Below are 16,559 nucleotides of genomic sequence, written 5' to 3' on the forward strand. Positions count from 1 at the left end.
GTCAGGCGGTGGCGGCCTCGCCGGGGGCGTCCGCCTTGGGGAAGCCGCCGATCCCCCGCCACGAGAGCGTGTCCACCAGTCGGCTGGCCTCGGTCCGGGTCACGCCCGTCTCGGAGCTGCTGGTGACCCAGTGGCGGGCGGAGTTCTGCGCGGCGCCGGCCAGCGCCATCCCCAGGATCAGCGCGTGCTCGCGGGACAGCGCGGCGTCCCCGCTGATCACGTCGGCGATCGCCTCGGCGCACTCGGTCTCGACCCGGTCCAGGCGCTCGCGGACCGCCGGCTCGCCCGTCAGGTCGGACTGGAACACGAGCCGGAACGGCGCGCCGTCCCGGTCGAAGAACTCGAAGTAGGCCGCGATGGTGGCGGCGACGCGGGCCCGGTTGTCGTCCGTCGACCCCAGCGCCTCGCGGACCAGGTCGACGATCGCGGTGCAGTGCTGGTCCAGCAGGGCGAGGTAGAGGTCCTTCTTGCTGGGGAAGTGCTGGTAGAGAACGGGCTTGGAGACGCCGGCCCGCTCGGCGATCGCGTCCATGGCGGCGGAGTGGTAGCCCGACTCGACGAAGATGTCCTGGGCGGCCTCCAGCAGCTGGGCCCGGCGCTCCGACCGTGGCAGGCGCCCGGGGCGGGCGGCTTCGGTGGAGACGTGGTCCGGTGCGGTGGTCATCGGGGTCCTTTCAGCCGGGGCCCGAGGCGCCTGGCCACGGGTCCGGCCATGCTACTCGGACGGCTCCACGCCTGCCGCCTCGCACCCGGTGCGGGGTATCGTCGCCGCATGGCACGACCACCGCTCGTCGACGTCGGGCCCGAGCTGTCCACCTCGCAGGTCGAGCGCTACTCGCGCCACCTGCTGCTGCCGGAGGTGGGCCGCGAGGGGCAGCGGCGCCTCGCCAACGCCCGCGTCCTGGTCGTGGGAGCCGGGGGGCTGGGGTCCCCGGCCCTCCTCTACCTCGCGGCCGCGGGCGTCGGCACCCTGGGGGTGGTGGACGCCGACGTCGTCGAGGAGTCCAACCTCCAGCGCCAGATCATCCACGGCCAGTCCGACATCGGCCGGTCCAAGGTCCGGTCGGCGGCCGAGAGCGTGCGCGAGGTCAACCCGCACGTCCAGGTGATCGAGCACGAGCTTCGCCTCGACTCGAGCAACGCCCTTGAGCTCCTTCGCGGCTACCACCTCGTGGTGGACGGCGCCGACAACTTCGCCACCCGCTACCTCGTCGACGACGCCTGCGCCCTGGTCGGCATACCGCACGTCTGGGGCTCGATCTTCCGCTTCCAGGGCCAGGTGAGCGTCTGGTGGGCGGGGGAGGGACCCTGCTACCGGTGCGTCTTCCCCACCCCGCCGCCGCCCGGCTCCGTCCCCTCGTGCGCCGAGGGCGGTGTGCTCGGTGTCCTGTGCGCCGCCGTCGCAGCCGTGCAGGCGGCCGAGGCGATCAAGCTCGTCGTGGGGATGGGCGACCCGGTCGTCGGCCGGCTCCTGCTGCACGACGCCCTGTCCCAGCGGTGGGACACGCTGCAGGTCGAGCGCAACCCCGACTGCCCGCTCTGCGGCGACCACCCGACCATCACCGAGCTCATCGACTACGAGCAGTTCTGCGGACTGCCCGCCACCCAGGAGGACGACGTGCACGCCATGCTCCCGACCGTGACCGCCCCCGAGCTCGCGCAGATGCTGCGCGAGCGCCCCGACAGCTTCCGCCTGGTCGACGTCCGGGGCGAGGACGAGCGGTCGATCGTCTCCATCCCCGGCGCGGAGCCCGTCCCGCTCGAGGAGTTCGTCTCCGGCCGGGCGGCAGCGCGGTTCGAGGAGGGCGAGGAGGTCGTCATCCACTGCAAGGTCGGCGGCCGGTCCGCGACCGCGCTGCAGGCCCTGATCGCCGGCGGCCACACCAACGCCCGTCACCTCGAGGGCGGGGTGCTGGCGTGGGTCCGCGACGTCGACCCGTCGCTCCCCACCTACTGACGGCGTGGCTGCGGACGCGGTGATCGGGGACTACGCCGAGGACGTGCTCGAGGTGGTCGACCAGATCCCGCCCGGACGCGCCCTCGCCTACGGCGACGTCGCGCAGCTCCTCGGACGTGGCGGGCCCCGGCAGGTCGGGTCGGTGATGAGCCGGTATGCCGGGGGCTCTCCCTGGTGGCGCGTCGTCCGGGCCGACGGTTCCCTCCCCGAGCAGCTCACGGCCCGGGCTCGCGAGCAGTGGCGAGCCGAGTCGATGCCGCTCGTCGGCGGTCTGGTCACCGGCACGCGCATCGACCTGCCCCTGGCCCGGTGGGACGCCGAGGGTGCGTGGATCCCCGGGGACGAGCCCACGTCTGGGGCCTGATCGCCCGGGCTCCGCCCCCCGCCCCAGCACCGACATGCCGATCCGTCCCGTCCCCCCGGGCTGTCGCGCGGGGGTGTGTCAGTGGTGTCTGGTGTGATCGAGGCATGGTCCAGCTCCGGCGCACGCCGACCCCGCTCCTCGCCGAGGCGCCCGTCCTCGACGAGCGCCAGCGGGCCGTGCTCGCCTCGACCGCCTCGCTCCTCCAGGTGGTCGGCGCACCGGGTTCCGGCAAGTCCACGCTGGCCGTCGAGCTGGTCGTCGACCGCGTGCGGCGCGGCCTCGTCGAGGCCGACCGGGCCCTGCTGCTCACCTCCTCGCGCGTCGCGGCTGCCGGGCTGCGGGACCGCATCACCAGCCGCCTGGGCGGCACCACCACGACGCCGCTGGCGCGCACGCACCAGTCGCTGGGGTTCGGCGTCCTGCGCTCCGAGGCGGCGCTGGTGGGGGACCCGTCTCCGCGGCTGCTGTCCGGGGCCGAGCAGGACGCCATCCTCAAGGAGCTCCTCGACGGCCACGCCCTCGGCGTGGTGCGGGGCCCGGAGTGGCCGGAGTCCGTGCGAGAGGCGTTGGGCACCAGGGGCTTTCGCGCCGAGCTGCGTGACCTGCTGATGCGGGCCGTCGAGCGGGGGCTGGTCCCGGAGGATCTCGTCGTCCTCGCCGACCGGCACGGGCGCCCCGAGTGGCGCGCCGCCGCGGCGGTGCTGGAGGAGTACGACCAGGTCACCGCCTTCTCCCGCCCCGGCGCCTATGACCCGGCCTGGGTGCTGTCCGCCGCTGCCGACCGGCTCGAGGAGTCGGCGGAGGCGCTGGACCGCGTGCGGAGCCGCATCGGGCTGATCGTCGTCGACGACGCCCAGGAGCTGACCTGGTCGGCGGCGCGGTTGCTCTCGGTCGTGCGCGCGCCCTCCACGCCGCTGGTGCTCGTGGGCGACCCGGACACCGCGGTCCAGACCTTCCGCGGGGCAGACCCCCGGGTCTTCGCCTCCGACTGGGAGCGGTGGTTCGGGGGTGACGACCTGCTCAGCCTGGGCGAGACGCACGTCCTCGGGTGCTCCCACCGCCAGGGGCGCGTGCTCGCCGCCGTCACCGCCCGCGTCTCGCGTCAGGTCGGCGCTGTCGGAGTCACTGCTCACAGGCAGGCGGGGACGGAGGCGCCGGTCGGCGAGGCCGGGCACCCCGTCGTCGGGCCGGGCGCGGGGCACGACGCGGGCGTGGCGGACCGTGAGGTCGAGGACCACGCAGCAGCCACGACCCATCAGACCGACCCCGGGGCGGCGCAGGCGGGGTCGGAGGGCACCGTCGAGACGGTGCTGCTCCGCAGCGCCGCGCAGGAGGCCGCGCACGTGAGCGGCGTGCTCCGCCGGGCCCACCTCGTCGACGGGGTGCCGTGGTCCCAGATGGCCGTGGTGTGTCGAGGCCGGTCCCGGCTCGCCGCGCTCCGTCAATCCCTGGCGGCCGCCGGCGTGCCGGTCCCCACCGCGATGACCGACCTGCCGGTCCGGGAGGAGCCCGCAGCCCGGGCCCTGCTCACCCTGCTCGAGGTCGTCGTCCGCGTCGCGCGGGGCCAGGAGCGTCCCCTGGAGCCCGACGTCGCCGTCGACCTGCTCCTCTCACCGCTCGGCGGCAGCGACCCGGTCGCCGTGCGGCGGCTGCGCCGTGCCCTGCGGCGGCGCGAGCAGGCCGCGGGCGGCCACCGGGCCCCCGACCAGCTCCTCGTGGCCGCGCTCCTGCGCCCGTCCGACCCGTCCGACCCGTCCGCGCTCGACGACGACGCGCTCCCCACCGTGGACACCCAACCGGTCCGGCGCCTCGGTCGCGCGATCGCGAGGGCTGCCGGGGCGGCCCGGCTCACCCCTGAGGGTCGGTGGTCGGCCGAGACAACCGCCGAGTCCATCCTGTGGCAGCTGTGGTCCGCGCTGGGCGTCGCCGACGACTGGAGGGGGGCCGCCCTGTCGTCCGGGCCGATGTCCGTGCGCTTCGACCGGCACCTTGACGCCGTCGTCGCGTTGTTCGGGGCAGCCGGTGCCTTCGCCGAGCGACTGCCCGGTGCCGGCCCGGAGGCCTTCCTCGAGCAGGTCCTCGGTCAGGAGGTCGCGGCGGACTCGCTCGTCGCCCAGGCCCCCACGACCGACGTCGTCCAGGTGCTCACCCCTCAGGGTGCGGCCGGGGGCGAGTGGGACCTGGTGGTCGTCGCCGGGTTGCAGGAGGGAGTCTGGCCGGACCTGCGGCTGCGCGGGTCCCTGCTCGGGTCCGAGCACCTGGTCGACCTGCTGGCAGGGCGCGGTCACGGACCGCGCGAGGCGCTCGCGGCGGTCCGCTCCGACGAGGCTCGACTGCTGCTGACCGCCGTGAGCCGGGCCCGTCGTCGCCTGGTGGTCACGGCGGTGTCCTCCGAGGACGAGCAGCCCTCGTCCTACCTCGACGTCATCGACCCTCCCGAGGGCGACGGGCGCAGCGTGCTCGAGGTGCCCCGACCGATGACCCTCACCGGCGTGGTGGCCGAGCTGCGCCGCCGCGTCCTCTCCGACGACGCGGCACACCGGGAGCAGGCAGCAGCCCGGCTCGGGGCGCTGGCCGATGCCGGGGTTCCTGGCGCCGATCCCGGCAGCTGGTGGGCCCTGCGCCGTGAGACGGATGCGCGGCCGCTCTATCCCGACGACCTGCCGGTGCCGGTGTCGCCGTCCCGCATCGAGAGCTTCGGGAGGTGCCGGCTCATGTGGGTGCTCCGGAGCCATGGGGGCGAGGGGGGCGATCGGGGAGCCGCCGACCTCGGCACCCTGGTGCACGAGATCGCCGCCGACCCCGACGTCGACCTGACCGACGCCACCACCCTGCGGCGCGAGCTCGACCGGCGCTGGCCCGAGCTCGGGCTGCCCGACAGCTGGCGGGGCCGGCACGACCACGACCGGGCGGGTCGCATGGTCGACAAGCTGGCCGACTACGCCCGCACCATCCGGGACGAGGGGTGGGAGCTCGTCGCGGTCGAGCAGGAGGCCCGCGTCGAGATCGGGCGCGCCCTGCTGACGGGCCGCGTCGACCGCCTCGAGCGTGCCCCGGACGGTCGCCTCCGGGTCGTCGACATCAAGACGGGCAGGAGCGCCCCCACGCAGGCCGAGCTCGCCGACCACGCGCAGCTGGCGGCCTACCAGGCCGCCGTCGAGGCCGGTGCCTTCCCCTCGGGCACCGGGTCCGCGGGTGCGGCCCTGCTGCAGCTCGGCGGCGACCGACGTGCCCCCCGCGTCCAACCGCAGGCGCCGGCCGTCGAGGCCGACGACCCGGGGTGGGCGCGCGAGCTCGTCGAGTCGACCGCCGAGGGGATGGCCGGCGACAGCTTCCCCGCCACGCCGGGTGACCACTGCTCCTACTGCCCGGTCCGCAGGTCCTGCCCGGCGCAGCCCGAGGGGAGGACCCTGTGACGCTGATCGGTGCTCTCGACATCGCCCAGGCCCTGGGCCAGCCTCCGCCGACGGCCGAGCAGCAGGCCGTCATCGAGGCTCCTCGGGAGCCGCTGCTGGTCGTGGCCGGGGCAGGCTCGGGCAAGACCGAGACCATGTCGGCCAGGGTCGTGTGGCTCGTCGCCAACGGTCTGGTCCAGCCGCAGGAGGTGCTCGGCCTCACCTTCACCCGCAAGGCTGCCGGTGAGCTGGCCGAGCGCATCGGACGCCGGCTGCGGCAGCTGGAGGCCGCCGGGCTGTGGCGTGACGGCTCACCCGACGACGGCCTCGACCTCACGCCCACGGTCTCCACCTACCACGCGTACGCCGGCCGGATCGTGTCCGAGCACGGCCTACGGCTCGGCAACGAGCCCGGGGCCCGGCTGCTGTCCGAGGCGTCCTGCTGGCAGCTCGCGCAGGAGGTCGTCGAGGCCTATCCGGGGCCGTTGGACACCGTCAGCAGCGCCGCCGGCCGGGCGGTCCCGGCCGTGTCCACGGTCGTCGAGGCGGTCCTGTCGCTCTCCGGCCAGCTCGCGGAGCACCTCGGCACCCCCGAGGACCTTGGCGACCACCTCCGCAGACTCCTGGCGGCCTGGGACGCTCTCCCCGACGGAGAGGGACGCAAGACGCCGCTCAAGCCGGTGCTGGAGGCCATCGGGGTCCTGCGTCAGCGGCAGGCCCTGGTCCCGCTGATCCTGGACTACCAGCGCGTCAAGCGGGCGCGGGAGAGCCTGGACTTCGCCGACCAGATGTCCGTGGCAGCCCGGATCGCGAGCGCCTTCCCCGACGTCGGTCGGGGGGAGCGGCAGCGATTCCGTGCCGTCCTCCTCGACGAGTTCCAGGACACCAGCGAGGCGCAGCTGGTGCTGCTGCGCCGGCTCTACGCCGAGGCGGACGAGACGGTTCCGGTCATGGCGGTGGGGGACCCGCACCAGTCGATCTACGGCTGGCGGGGCGCCAGCTCCACCACGTTGACGTCCTTCCCCCAGCAGTTCCCCGGACCCGCTGGGCCCGCCCGCACGTTGCCGCTGTCTACCTCCTGGCGCAACGACGGCGCCATCCTCGCTGCGGCCAACGTCATCGCCGCGCCCCTCACCGCCGCCTGCCCGGTGGAGGTGGCGGTCCTCGAGCCGCGCCCCGGGGCCGGCCCCGGTCAGGTGGAGGCGGCCCGCCTCGACACCCTGGAGGCCGAGGCCGCGCACATCGCCGACTGGCTGAGCGAGCGGCTGGCGGCGCAGCCTGATCCCAGCGAGACCGGCACGACCGTCGGCCTGAACGGCGACCCGCGCCCGACGGCCGCCGTGCTGTGCCGCAAGCGGAGCCAGTTCACCCTGCTCGCGGAGACCCTCACCGCCGCCGGCCTGCCCGTCGAGGTCGTTGGCCTGGGCGGGCTCCTCAGCATGCCCGAGGTCGTCGACCTCGTGTCCTTCCTGCACGTCGTGGACGACCCCTCCCGCGGTGACCACCTGATGCGTCTCCTCACGGGGCCGCTGGTGCGCCTCGGCCCGGCCGACCTCGCAGGCCTGCACGCCTGGGCACGGTCGCTCGGTCGAGGGGGCGAGGTGGGGGAGCCGGAGCAGGTGGGCCTCGTCGAGGCGCTGGACCGGCTACCCCCGACGGGATGGCACGACGCCCACGGCCGCGCCCTGGGCGACACCGGCCGATCGCGGCTCGTCGACCTGCGGCGCAGGGTCCGGCGGGTGCGCGAGGTCCTGAGCGCCACCGTGCCCGAGGTCGTCGGCGAGGCCGAGCGGGTGCTGGGGCTGGACCTCGAGCTCATGGCGCGACCGGGGCGTTCGGTCGCCGATGCCCGGGTCCACCTCGAGGCCTTCGCCGACGTCGTTGCCGCCTACGCCTCGTCGTCCGAGCGGCCCACGCTGGGCGGTCTGCTGACCTGGCTGGACGTCGCCGAGGCTCGCGAGAGAGGCCTCGCCGCCGGTCAGACCGCGCCCACCCCGGGAGCCGTGCAGCTGCTGACGGTCCACGCCTCCAAAGGGCTGGAGTGGGACCTCGTGGTCGTCCCCGGGCTCGAGGAGGGCACCTTCCCGGCCCACGACGCCCGGGTCGCCGCCCGGGACGACGGTGGGTGGCGGGTGCCGCCGCCCAAGGACAAGGCCTGGTTGAGCGGGCTCGACAGCCTCCCCTTCGGCCTGCGGGGCGACCGGTCCGGCCTGCCGCACCTCGACTGGGCGACCTGCCCGGACCGTCAGGAGCTGGCGAGCCGGATCGAAACCTTCGTGCTGGCGTGCGGGCAGCACGCCGTCGTCGAGGAGCGACGACTGGCCTACGTCGCCGTCACCCGGGCCCGCCACGAGCTGCTGCTGACCGCCCCCGTCTGGGCCACTCAGCGCAGCCCGCGGGTCACGTCCCGCCTGCTGGACGAGGTTCGCGAGGCGGGGATCGCCCGCACGACAGCCTGGGCCGAGATGCCGGACTCCCGCGACGACGACCTCGCCAACCCGCGGCTGGCGGATCAGCTCACCCTGCCGTGGCCGTTGCGCGACGCCCCTGACCCAGCTCTCACCCGGGCCGCCGACGCGGTCCAGGCGGCTCGCGGATCCACGGCGCCCACGTCCGAGGTGGCGCCCACGCCCGAGGTGGAGCCCACGCCTGCGGCGGCGGTCACGCCTGCGGACGAGTGGCGGCACCTGGACCGTGAGATCGCCGTCCTCGTCGCTGAGCGAGATGCGGCCCAGCAGCGCTCCGAGGTGCTGGTGTCCCTACCGCCCCACCTGTCGACGTCGTCGCTCGTGGCCCTCGCCGACGACCCTGACGAGTTCGCCGTGGGGCTGCGTCGCCCGATGCCGGCTGCCCCGGCCACAGCGGCCCGGCGGGGCACGGCCTTCCACGCCTGGGTCGAGCAGCACTACGCCCAGGCGGCCATCATCGACCTGGACGAGCTCCCCGGCAGCGCGGACGAGTCCGCTGCCGACGAGGGGAACCTCGACCTGATGAAGGCACACTTCCTCGAGAGCGAGTGGGCGGCGCTCTCCCCGGTGGCCATCGAGCTGGCGGTGGAGTCCACCGTGGCGGGCGCGAGGCTGCGCGGGCGCATCGACGCCGTCTTCCCCCGACCGGACGGGGGGTTCACGGTGGTGGATTGGAAGACGGGCGCGCCGCCGACCGGTCGACGAGCCGAGGTGCGCCGGCTCCAGCTGGCTGTCTACCGGGTCGCCTACGCCCGGTTGCAGCAGGTCGACCCCGCGCTCGTCGACGGCGCCTTCTACTACGCCGCCACCGGCCAGACCGTGCGACCGGACCTCCCCGACGAGCAGGCCCTGGCGACGCTCGTGGCCGACCTCACGGCTGGTCAGTCGCCCCGCTGACCGCCCAGCCCGTCAGCGGGAGTGATCGCCGGGCCGCAGGTGGGTGGTCGTGTGTCGGGTGGTGTCCACGACGTACTCGTCCTCCTGGACGGTGTCGTCCGGCGTCGCCTTCACCACCGGCACAGCGTCGGCTGCCTCGTCCCCGCGGCGGTCCCCGGCGCCCGCCGCGGCTGCCTTGTCGTCGTGGTTCTCGAGCTGGTCCCGCCGCTGGTCCAGACCCGGGATTCCTGTGACACCGTCGTCCGCGGAGGTATCGCCCTCGGTTCGGCGGTCCGGCCGCGACTCGCCCGGCTCGGCGACCGGGACGATCCGCGTGACCTCGGTGGCTGCGTCGCCAGGGCCCGTTCGCACCGTCTCGTCGGCCCTGTCTGCGACGTCGGCGCGGACGTCCCGCAGCACCACCGGCTGGGTGGGTGCGCCCGGCTCGTGCGGGTCGGCCATGGTGTGCCGGGCCTCGTCGAGGCCGGCGTCCATCGTCTCGGGGGCACCGACGGGTCCGGGCAGGGTCACGGCCGGGACGTGCGCGACCAGGTCGTCCCCGGCCACCTCGTCGTCCAGCCGCTGGAGCGCCGCCTGCGCGTCCCTGCGGGCCAGGTCGTCCTGCACGGTCTCGGCGTGGACGAGCTCGCGCACCAGGCGGAGCTCGCCCGCCAGCCTGGCGCGCATCTCGAGCGCGCGGTCCGGGCGCTCGTGCCGGGTCCCGGCATACGCCTCCAGGACGGTGTCGAACGCCTCGGGGGTCGCCTGCGACCACAGCACGGCGAAGTCGTCGGCCGGGTCGGCCACCCTGGCCTGGTCCCAGCCGGTGATCGCGACGATGCGCCCGCTCGAGGCGTCCCGGTCGTCCTCGAAGTCGGCGAGGAGGAGCTCGCCGGACATCCGCCCGTGGATGGTGGCGGGGGCGAAGCGCCAGTGGGCGACGTTCTCCAGGGCCCGCTCCCACCTGCTCAGCAGCCTCGCCGGGACGTGCCCGGTGCTCGCCGCCCGGTCGAGCTCGGCCAGGTGACGCGTGCGATAGGTCTCGGCGTCGTAGACCGGGACGCCGGCCTCGTCGTAGAGACGGGGGTCCAGGTTGTGGATCTCGCCCAGCGCGCGACCGAGGGCGGCCGCCAGGCCGGGCCCGGCGGGGAGTCTCGAGAAGTCGAGGTTGCGCCCCCGCACCTGCGCGTAGACCATCGCCCGACCCGAGTCGCGCAGGGCGACGCTGCCGGCCTCCTGGGGGACCTCGAACGCCAGCCGCTTGTCGAGGTGGGGGAGCAGCATCGCGGCCGACTCCATCTGGGCGGCGTCGGCCGCGGACCGCGGCACGCGGATCGTCCAGGTGCGCTGCTGCGAGTCGTGGACGCGGGCGACGTCGCACCGGTCGTCCTCCCCGTGCACGGGCTCCACCGACACCGGGTCCAGGCCCTTGACGGCGGCGCTGGCCAGGGCGGCGAGGTGCAACGGGGAGCGGAGGGCGACGGTCACGCGCCCCACGGTAGGCGAGCCCCGGCGTCTAGGCTGTCAGGCGTGACCGGAGCGCCGCGAATCCTGCCCGAACTGGCCCTGTCCCGCTCCGCGCTGGACCGTTCAGGCTGGTTGCGCGGCGACGCGGGACTCGTGCCACGGCTGCTCGACGACGAGGGCACCCAGGTCGTGGTGTCCCGTGGGGACCTGCTCCAGGCTCGCGCCGACGGGTCCGCCCTCGTGCTCCACCGCCCGGTCGAGGTCCGGGTGACCGCCGAGGACCTGGTGGTCTACCTGGGGGCCGACGAGGGTGGCGGTCAGTACCTGGGCGTGGCCCGGGACCCGATGCCAGACGCGTCCGGGCCCGGCGACCCCGCGCGGGACGGCGCCGCCGACGAGCCCTCTCGCTGGCTGGGGCTGCGCTCGCTCGGCCTCACGCTCGATCCGCTCGACGTCGCCCTGGCGTCGACGCTGGCCGGTATCTCGAACTGGCACCGGGCGCACCGCTTCTGCTCCCGGTGCGGCCTCCCCACGGCCGTCAACAGCTCCGGCTGGGTGCGGCGCTGCCCGGAGGGCCACGAGTCCTATCCCGTCACCTCGCCCGCCGTGATCATGGCCGTGGTCGACCGGCAGGACCGTCTGCTGCTGGCGCGCAACGCATCCTGGCCGGAGGGGCGCCTGTCCGTGCTCGCCGGGTTCGTCGAGCCGGGGGAGTCCCTCGAGGTGGCGGTGGCCCGCGAGGTCAAGGAGGAGGTCGGGCTGGAGGTCGAGGCGGTCGAGTATGCCGGGAACCAGCCCTGGCCCTTCCCGGCATCCTTGATGCTGGCGTTCACCGCCCGCGCCCGCGACGGCCAGCTGCGGTTCGCCGACGACGAGATCGCCGAGGCCCGGTGGTACTCCCGCGACGAGCTGCGGGCCGACATCCGGGCCGGCGCCGTGCTGTCCGGCGGCACCCCGATCTCGGTGGCCTACCACCTCGTCGAGCGCTGGCTGGGCGAGCCCATCGCCGCGCTCCAGGATGGTCCTCCCGTCCCCTGGTGAGCCACGGCGGGTGGGCCGGCGCCGCGTCGAGGTATGTCGGTGGCATCTGGGAGACTTCGGGCGATGGCTGCGACCCCTGACGACATACTGACCGCCCTCGATCCTGAGCAGCGGGCGGTCGCCGAGCGACCCCTCGGGCCCATGTGCGTGCTGGCAGGTGCGGGCACCGGCAAGACCCGCGCGATCACGCACCGCATCGCCTACGGCGTGCGGTCCGGCGTCTACGTCCCCCAGCGCGTGCTCGCCGTCACCTTCACCGCCCGCGCGGCCGGCGAGATGCGCACCCGGCTGCGCGACCTCGGGGCCGGAGGGGTCCAGGCCCGCACCTTCCACGCCGCGGCGCTGCGCCAGCTCCACTACTTCTGGCCCCGGGCGATCGGCGGTGCGGCGCCCGAGGTGATGCCGCACAAGGCGGGGGCCGTCGCGGAGGCGGGGGCCAGGCTGCACCTGCAGCTCGACCGCCCTGCCATCCGGGACCTCGCGGCCGAGGTGGAGTGGGCCAAGGTCAGCCTGCTGACGCCCGAGACCTATCCCGCCGCGGCACGGCACGCCCGTCGGGACCCCGCAGGGCTGGACGCGACGGCGATGGCACGCCTGCTGCAGGCCTACGAGGAGGTCAAGGGCGAGCGCGGGGTCATCGACTTCGAGGACGTCCTGCTGATCATGGCCGGCATCCTCGACGAGCACCCGGCCGTGGCCCGCGAGGTGCGCGGGCAGTACCGCCACTTCGTCGTGGACGAGTACCAGGACGTCAACGCCCTGCAGCAGCGGCTGCTCGACCTGTGGGTCGGCGACCGCCAGGACGTGTGCGTGGTCGGCGACGCGGCCCAGACCATCTACTCCTTCACCGGCGCCTCGCCCGCGCACCTGCTGGGCTTCTCGGCGCGCTACCCGGACGCGGCCGTCGTCAAGCTCGTCCGCAACTACCGGTCCACGCCCCAGGTGGTCGGGCTCGCCAACGTGATGCTGCGCGCCCAGGGCCAGGCGAGCCGCACGGGCGCGGGCCGAGCGCTCGTGCAGCTCCAGGCGCAGGGCGAGGACGGTCCCCAGCCCCGGCTGACGGCCTACGACGACGACCAGGCCGAGGCGCGCGGTGTCGCGGCCGAGATCAGGCGTCGCATCGACGCGGGCACCCCACCCGCCGAGATCGCCATCCTGTTCCGCACCAACTCCCAGAGCGAGGCGCTGGAGTCCGCGCTCGCGGACGCCGACGTCCCCTACCTCGTCCGCGGAGGGGAGCGGTTCTTCTCACGGCGCGAGGTCCGCGACGCGCTGCTGCTGCTGCGGGGGCAGGCGCGCGCCGACGACGGCACGGTGCCGCTCGGGCGACTGACCAGGGACGTCCTCGGTGGTGTCGGCTGGTCGGAGCAACCACCGGCCTCGGGCGGCGCCACCCGCGAGCGCTGGGAGTCCCTCCAGGCGCTGGTGGCCCTCGCCGACGACCTCGTGGCCTCGCAGCCGGACGCACGTCTGCCGGAGCTCGTCGCCGACCTCACGGAGCGTGCCGCGGCCCAGCACGCCCCCACGGTGCAGGGCGTCACGCTCGCGTCCTTCCACAGCGCCAAGGGCCTGGAGTGGGACGTCGTGCACCTCGTGGGCTGCAGCGACGGCCTCCTGCCGATCTCGATGGCCGAGGGGTGGGAGGCCATCGAGGAGGAGCGCCGTCTGCTCTACGTCGGCCTGACCCGTGCCCGTCGCGAGCTCGCCCTGTCCTGGGCGGCGTCCCGCAACGTGGGCGGACGGGCCTCCCGTCGCCCCAGCCGGTTCCTCGACGATGCCGCGTCGGTCCTGGGAGAGGGCGCCAGGTCCGCGCCCCGCAAGGCCGCCGGCGCCACCGGCCGCCAGCGCAAGCCGTCGATCGCCAAGCCGGCGTTCTGCCGCACGTGCGGGGCGGAGCTGAGCTCGGCCGCCGAGCGCAAGACCGGGCGTTGTGGGGACTGCCCGCCCACCTACGACGAGGCCACCTTCGAGGCGCTCCGCACCTGGCGCAAGGCCACCGCGGCCGCTGCCGGCGTGCCCGCCTATGTCGTGTTCACCGACGCGACCCTGACGGCCATCGCCGAGCAGGTGCCGTCCGACGTCGCTGCCCTGGCCACCGTCTCCGGGGTGGGGGCCCGCAAGCTGGGGCTCTACGGCGAGTCCGTGCTGGCCATTCTCGGTGGCGCCGACGTCGACGAGATCCTTTCCGCTGCAAAGGAATCCGCGGGCAAAGAAGGCTGATCGGGTCCCGCCTGGCGGATCAGGTCGATAAAGGCATTGCCCCCTCTCGCGGGCGGAGGCTACAGTCCAAGGTGTCCTGTCACGAGCGCTGCTCGTGACGCACGTCCCGGCACCGAGGTGCCGATGAGCGCAGTGAGGAGGGTGGGCCGCATGGAGAACACGACGATGACGATCGTGACGCGTTACTGCGTCGATGCTGTCACGCCCCTGCGCTCGACCACCCGTGATCGCGGCACCCTCGGTGCGCCCGCGGGTGCCCGTGGCAAGGGTCAGGGGACCGGTCTGTCCTACGCCGGCGGCACCGCCCGCGTCATGGACGGAGTGCGTCCCGGCTCCGCCCACATCATCGACCCGTCCACCTCGTTCGCCCCGTCGGATGTCGTCCCGTTCCTCGGGAGGCCACCGGTCTAGTCCCTAGACCCAGGTCCTCTCCAAGGCCGCGGAACCCGACATCCGGGATCCGCGGCCTTCGTGCGTGTCCGGGCACCTACCGACCACGCCGAGGAGGACCCCATGGCCCTCGACCGCACCACCGGACCCACCACCCGCCCCCACCGGGCACCCGCCGCCCCACCACCCCGGGGCATCACCTTGAGGAGGCAGCGATGACACTCACGGAGCTCATCGACAACCAGGTCGCCGCGATCGCGGCCGCCGAGACCATCCCCTGCCAGGAGAACGAGCCCGAGATGTGGTTCGCCGACACCCCCGACGGTGTCGAGTTCGCCAAGTCCCTGTGCGGCACCTGCCCGGCGAGGGACGACTGCCTGGCCGGCGCCCTGGAGCGCCGGGAGCCGTGGGGCGTCTGGGGCGGACAGCTGTTCGTCGCAGGGGTGGTCGTGCCCCGCAAGAGGCCGCGCGGGCGGCCCCGCAAGGACGACGTCGCCGCGTAGGCGCTGACGAAGACACCGACACAGCTTGATCACCAAGGAGATCCATCATGTTCCAGCACTTCAGCCAGGAGCTGGCGCGCGTGCGCGTCGAGCGTCTGCCGAGGGCGCCGCGACCACGCGGCGCCTCAGAGATACGGACGTCGGTTCGCCGCCGTCAGCAGCGATGACCCTATGGTCGTCGGTTCCCGCGAGGCGGGCAGGATCGTCACGGTCCTGCCCGCCTCGTCGTGCGTGGGGGCTGTCCTGGCGCCCCGGGCCCGTGAGGGAGGGGCGGAGGCGGCATACGATCTCGGGGTGGACGACGGCGGCAGGGATGACGACGGCACTATGACGTGCGGCAGCTGCGGGTGGCAGGTGGCGGGAGCGGACCTGGCCGAGGCCAGGGTGCGGTGGACGTTCGGCACCGAGCGGGGTCGGACGGTGTGGGCCTGCGAGCGGTGCAGCCGGCAGCACGCCCGCTCGATCGAGGGCAAGCTCGACTCCGCGTGGTGGTAGGTCGCGCGTAGTCCCTCCCGGCCAGGGGAGAGAGACCGAGCCGCAGGCGCGGGGCTACTCCGACGGCGGGTGCAGGGTCAGGTCGTCCAGCCAGTGGGTCAGGATGGCTCGCGCCTCCACCTCGCCACCGATCTGGCACAGCACGCCGATGCCTCCGGCCCACACACGATGGATGAGGAGGTAGTCCGGAGGTAGGTCGAGGACGGCGATGACCGACTGCCAGCGGGGCTCGCTGACGTGGGCGAAGCATCCCCGGAGCCACGCGCGGCTGAACGTGTAGCGCTCGTGGCGTGCCGGCTCGAGGAAGGGGTCGAGGAACTCCAGCAGCAGGTCCGGGGCGAGGTCGGCACCGGGGTGGACCCACCCCTCCTCGCGAAGCCCGTCCAGCACGGCGGGGCCGGTGTCGTCGCCACTCAGCGCGAGACCGAGGAGACGTCCGACGGCGCTGGGCATCCCACCGGGAAGGCGGTTGACGGCCCCGAAGTCGAGGACCCCGAGACGGCTGTCCTCGGTGATGCGGAAGTTCCCCGGGTGCGGGTCGGCGTGGAGCAGGCCCACGTGGTCCGGCCCGGCCAGCAGGAAGTCCAGGTAGAGCGTGGCGGCCTGGTCCCGCTGCTCGGCAGACCCCTCGCGGATCACGGCGGACAGGGGGGTCCCCTCCAGCCAGTCCATCACGACGACCCGAGGCGTCGCCTCGAGCACCCTTGGTATGGCGAAGAACTCGCTCCCGGCGAAGGCATCCGCGAACTGGCGCTGCGCGGCCGCCTCCAGCGTGTAGTCCAGCTCCTCGCTCATCCGGGCCTGCAGCTCGTCGGTCACGGCCTTCATGTCGATGCCGGTCCGCAGCGCGCCGGTCACGCGCGCGACGCGGGCGAGCTGACGCAGGTCCGACAGCAGGGCGTCGCCCGCCCCGGGGTACTGCACCTTGACCGCCACCTTGCGGCCGTCGGCCCACCGGCCGCGGTGCACCTGCCCGATGGAGGCGGACGCCACGGGGACGTCGTCGAGCTCGTGGAAGCGGGACCGCCAGTCGTCGCCCAGCTCGCTCGCCAGGACGCGGTGGACGGTCTCCGCAGGCATCGAGGGGGCGGCGTCCTGGAGCGCCGTCAGGGCGCCTCGGTAGTGCGCCGCGACCTCCTCGGGCAGCGCCGCCTCGAAGATGGACATCGCCTGCCCGACCTTCATCGCCCCGCCCTTGAGCTGGCCGAGGACCGAGAAGAGCTGGTCAGCGGTGCGGGCGGCGACCTGGGCCGCGACGGCCTCGGCCGGCGCCCCGCCGAGACGGCGGCCGAGTCCCACCGCGGTGCGGCCGGCGTAGGTCAGCGGGAGGGCGGCCAGGCGGGCCGTGCGGTGGGCAGACCGTCGAGGGATGTCGTTCACCCC

The 16,559-nt window shown here is 74.5% G+C and carries 12 protein-coding genes; 9 read left to right on the forward strand and 3 right to left on the reverse strand.

Features of this window, described 5'->3' with window-relative positions; translation table 11 throughout:
* Position 1: 1 nt before the first annotated feature.
* Entirely contained in the window at positions 2 to 664 is a 663-nt protein-coding gene (locus tag K313_RS0103030) for a TetR/AcrR family transcriptional regulator (RefSeq protein ID WP_019286152.1), read from the reverse strand.
* Between the two features lie 108 nt (positions 665 to 772).
* On the opposite strand from K313_RS0103030, the gene moeB reads away from it, so the two are divergent.
* The 4 genes from moeB (at position 773) to K313_RS0103050 (ending at position 9,081) form a co-directional block, all read left to right on the forward strand.
* Complete coding sequence (moeB, locus tag K313_RS0103035; RefSeq protein WP_029210380.1) at positions 773 to 1,957, forward strand: molybdopterin-synthase adenylyltransferase MoeB; 1,185 nt, start codon at positions 773 to 775, stop codon at positions 1,955 to 1,957.
* A gap of 4 nt (positions 1,958 to 1,961) precedes the next feature.
* Positions 1,962 to 2,321, forward strand: a complete 360-nt coding sequence (locus K313_RS0103040) for an MGMT family protein (protein WP_029210381.1) — start codon at positions 1,962 to 1,964, stop codon at positions 2,319 to 2,321.
* Positions 2,322 to 2,425: 104 nt separating this feature from the next.
* Positions 2,426 to 5,737, forward strand: coding sequence for an ATP-dependent helicase (locus K313_RS0103045; protein WP_029210382.1), 3,312 nt, complete (start codon positions 2,426 to 2,428; stop codon positions 5,735 to 5,737).
* Entirely contained in the window at positions 5,734 to 9,081 is a 3,348-nt protein-coding gene (locus K313_RS0103050) for an ATP-dependent DNA helicase (protein WP_029210383.1), read from the forward strand. Before K313_RS0103045 ends, K313_RS0103050 begins: the two co-directional genes overlap by 4 nt.
* Positions 9,082 to 9,093: 12 nt before the next feature.
* Here the strand turns inward: K313_RS0103050 and K313_RS22000 are convergent, their stop codons facing one another.
* The gene (locus tag K313_RS22000) at positions 9,094 to 10,548 is read right to left on the reverse strand and encodes a phosphotransferase (RefSeq protein WP_029210384.1); all 1,455 of its coding nucleotides are present in this window, start codon (positions 10,546 to 10,548) and stop codon (positions 9,094 to 9,096) included.
* A 42-nt stretch (positions 10,549 to 10,590) separates the two neighbouring features.
* Here K313_RS22000 and nudC point away from each other — a divergent pair, with 42 nt between their 5' ends.
* The 5 genes from nudC to K313_RS22005 all read left to right on the forward strand — a co-directional run bounded on the left by nudC (position 10,591) and on the right by K313_RS22005 (position 15,176).
* Positions 10,591 to 11,568, forward strand: coding sequence for an NAD(+) diphosphatase (gene nudC, locus K313_RS0103060; RefSeq protein WP_019286147.1), 978 nt, complete (start codon positions 10,591 to 10,593; stop codon positions 11,566 to 11,568).
* A 63-nt stretch (positions 11,569 to 11,631) separates the two neighbouring features.
* On the forward strand, positions 11,632 to 13,788 hold the full coding sequence (locus K313_RS0103065; protein WP_029210386.1) for an ATP-dependent DNA helicase UvrD2: 2,157 nt from the start codon (positions 11,632 to 11,634) through the stop codon (positions 13,786 to 13,788).
* A gap of 150 nt (positions 13,789 to 13,938) precedes the next feature.
* Positions 13,939 to 14,199, forward strand: coding sequence for a hypothetical protein (locus K313_RS0103070; protein WP_029210387.1), 261 nt, complete (start codon positions 13,939 to 13,941; stop codon positions 14,197 to 14,199).
* Between the two features lie 194 nt (positions 14,200 to 14,393).
* Positions 14,394 to 14,681, forward strand: coding sequence for a WhiB family transcriptional regulator (locus K313_RS0103075; protein WP_019287530.1), 288 nt, complete (start codon positions 14,394 to 14,396; stop codon positions 14,679 to 14,681).
* Between the two features lie 171 nt (positions 14,682 to 14,852).
* A complete protein-coding gene (locus K313_RS22005; protein WP_019287529.1) occupies positions 14,853 to 15,176 on the forward strand; it encodes a hypothetical protein in 324 nt (107 codons plus the stop codon).
* A gap of 54 nt (positions 15,177 to 15,230) precedes the next feature.
* On the opposite strand, the gene K313_RS0103085 is transcribed toward K313_RS22005, so the two are convergent.
* On the reverse strand, positions 15,231 to 16,556 hold the full coding sequence (locus K313_RS0103085; RefSeq protein WP_029210388.1) for an ABC1 kinase family protein: 1,326 nt from the start codon (positions 16,554 to 16,556) through the stop codon (positions 15,231 to 15,233).
* Positions 16,557 to 16,559 lie beyond the last annotated feature (3 nt).

Origin of the sequence: Arsenicicoccus bolidensis DSM 15745 (genome assembly GCF_000426385.1) — a bacterium.
Lineage (GTDB): Bacteria > Actinomycetota > Actinomycetes > Actinomycetales > Dermatophilaceae > Arsenicicoccus > Arsenicicoccus bolidensis.

Coding starts and splice junctions, on each gene's coding strand:
- K313_RS0103030 (WP_019286152.1), bottom strand. CDS start 664: ATGACCACCGCACCGGACCACGTCTCCACCGAAGCCGCCCGCCCCGGG.
- K313_RS0103070 (WP_029210387.1), top strand. CDS start 13,939: ATGGAGAACACGACGATGACGATCGTGACGCGTTACTGCGTCGATGCT.
- K313_RS22005 (WP_019287529.1), top strand. CDS start 14,853: ATGGTCGTCGGTTCCCGCGAGGCGGGCAGGATCGTCACGGTCCTGCCC.
- moeB (WP_029210380.1), top strand. CDS start 773: ATGGCACGACCACCGCTCGTCGACGTCGGGCCCGAGCTGTCCACCTCG.
- K313_RS0103075 (WP_019287530.1), top strand. CDS start 14,394: ATGACACTCACGGAGCTCATCGACAACCAGGTCGCCGCGATCGCGGCC.
- K313_RS0103045 (WP_029210382.1), top strand. CDS start 2,426: ATGGTCCAGCTCCGGCGCACGCCGACCCCGCTCCTCGCCGAGGCGCCC.
- K313_RS0103065 (WP_029210386.1), top strand. CDS start 11,632: ATGGCTGCGACCCCTGACGACATACTGACCGCCCTCGATCCTGAGCAG.